Origin of the sequence: Candidatus Magnetobacterium casense (assembly GCF_019173545.1) — a bacterium.
GTDB lineage: Bacteria > Nitrospirota > Thermodesulfovibrionia > Thermodesulfovibrionales > Magnetobacteriaceae > Magnetobacterium > Magnetobacterium cryptolimnobacter.
This window is the reverse complement of sequence record NZ_JABXWD010000516.1, coordinates 1-2,115: the sequence shown is the minus strand read 5'-3', so window position 1 is coordinate 2,115 and position 2,115 is coordinate 1. Positions and strand designations below refer to the sequence as shown.

Below are 2,115 nucleotides of genomic sequence, written 5' to 3'. Positions count from 1 at the left end.
GCAAGGGGACCAGTCCCCTTGACCCCGTAAAAATGCCATGTATCTTGTATTTAATCCAATCGAAACGTGCTATATACACAACATTTCAATTGTATAGCTGAACTATTACTCTTAAGTGATTCTTTATTATACTCTAAACTCATTGTTTGTTCTTAGTTTTTTTCTTAGCTTAACACGTATGGGCAAAGCCCCCTCCTGGAGCGACAAGAAGCGTAGCCGCCCCCTTCTTTCTTGTATTGCACACAATCGAAACGCGCTATATAAGACCAGCCGCATAAACGGTAATTTTTCTGTTCCGTTATCACATCAATTTTAATACCCGAAAAAACTCGAATCCGATCAGTATACCATGAAATATAAATAGGATACCTCTTTGCTATAATTATGGGCAGGATATCATCTCAGGCATTTTTTACAGCAACAATTATGTTAAAATATGGACATGACATTTGCTGTTTATGCTTATGTAACTGTATGTAGTAAAAGATGAATAGGATGCTGCTCACCGGAGGGTGTGGTTTTGTGGGCAGTTCGCTTGCGACAAGTTTCAGGAAGCGCTACCCGCAGCTTAAGCTCACCTGCCTGGACAATCTCAGACGCAGGGGCAGCGAACTCAATGCCGCCAGACTGAGGTCTTGGGGGGTGGAGTTTGTCCACGGCGATATCAGAAACCAGGAGGACCTCAACAGCGTTGGCGACGTCGATGTGATACTGGAGTGTTCGGCGGAACCGTCCGTCCTTGCCGGATATAATTCGTCGCCTGAGTACGTTGTCGGCACCAACCTCGTTGGCACAATCAACTGCCTCGAACTCGCTCGCAGGATGCCTCACCCGGTGACCTTTATCTTTCTTTCAACCAGCAGGGTCTACCCCATTAAGACTATCAACCGGTTGAACATAGAACAGACAGAGACCCGGTTTGAACTCTCCAACGAACAAACCGTCCCCGGGGTATCGCGCAGGGGGATTAGCGAGCTTTTTCCGCTGGAGGGGGTGCGTTCACTCTATGGGGCAACCAAGCTGGCATCGGAGTTGATCCTGCAGGAGTACGTCGATATGTACGACATCAAAGGTGTTGTAAACCGCTGTGGTGTATTGACCGGCCCCTGGCAGTTTGGCAAGGTAGACCAGGGGGTAGTTGTCCACTGGGTGGCCAGGCATTTCTGGCGACAGCGGTTGGCATACTTAGGTTTTGGTGCAGAGGGCAGGCAGGTCAGGGACATCCTGCACGTCGATGACCTCTGCGACCTCATTGATACACAGATACGCAACATAGACCTCCACGTTGGTCAGACATACAACGTGGGTGGGGGCAGGGATATAAGCCTTTCGTTGAGGGAACTGACGTCCTTGTGTCAACGATTTACGGGCAATATCGTAGAGATAGACCGCGTGGTGCAGGACAGGGTGGCAGACATCCCTATATATCTGACCGACCACTCAAAGGTGACAACTGCCACCGGGTGGCGTCCACAACGCTCCGTCACAGACATCGTGCAGGAGATAGCCCTGTGGCTCATAGACAACGAAGACTCCCTGGAGGGGATACTTAAATGAACGTAGCATTGATAACCGGCTCCGCAGGGCTGATCGGCGGGGAATCGGTGGAGTTTTTTTCGGATAAGTTTGACATCATACTTGGCATAGACAACAATCTACGGGAGATGTTCTTCGGTCCCGAGGCCTCGACCTCCTGGAACAGACAGAGGCTCAGAGAGACCGTCGCAAACTACAGGCACTACGACATCGATATCCGTGATGCGGTGGCCATGCAAGAGGTATTTTCAGCATACGGGACGGATATCCGTCTGATCGTGCATACCGCCGCCCAGCCCAGTCACGATTGGGCTGCCGGGGAGCCGTTGATCGACTTCTCCGTCAATGCCACGGCAACGCTGACCCTGCTCGAACTGACCCGGCGATATTGCCCCGATGCCGTGTTTATCTTTACATCGACCAACAAGGTCTATGGCGATGCGCCCAACTCGCTCCCCCTGGTTGAGCATGACACGCGCTGGGAGATAGACGTCAATCATCCCTACCACAAGCACGGTATCGACGAGGGGATGAGCATCGACCAGTGCAAGCACTCAATCTTTGGCGTAAGCAAGGCAT

At 51.0% G+C, this 2,115-nt stretch carries 2 protein-coding genes; both read left to right on the top strand.

What is annotated here, in order from left to right:
- Positions 1 to 486 precede the first annotated feature (486 nt).
- On the top strand, positions 487 to 1,557 hold the full coding sequence (locus tag HWQ67_RS17060; protein ID WP_218253892.1) for an NAD-dependent epimerase/dehydratase family protein: 1,071 nt from the start codon (positions 487 to 489) through the stop codon (positions 1,555 to 1,557).
- Positions 1,554 to 2,115: NAD-dependent epimerase/dehydratase family protein (locus HWQ67_RS17055; protein WP_218253891.1), on the top strand; the 562-nt coding region annotated here is incomplete at its 3' end. The genes HWQ67_RS17060 and HWQ67_RS17055, both read left to right, overlap by 4 nt.

Bases quoted from the DNA above. Each gene is read 5' to 3' on its own strand.
- HWQ67_RS17060 (WP_218253892.1), top strand. From the start codon at position 487: ATGAATAGGATGCTGCTCACCGGAGGGTGTGGTTTTGTGGGCAGTTCG.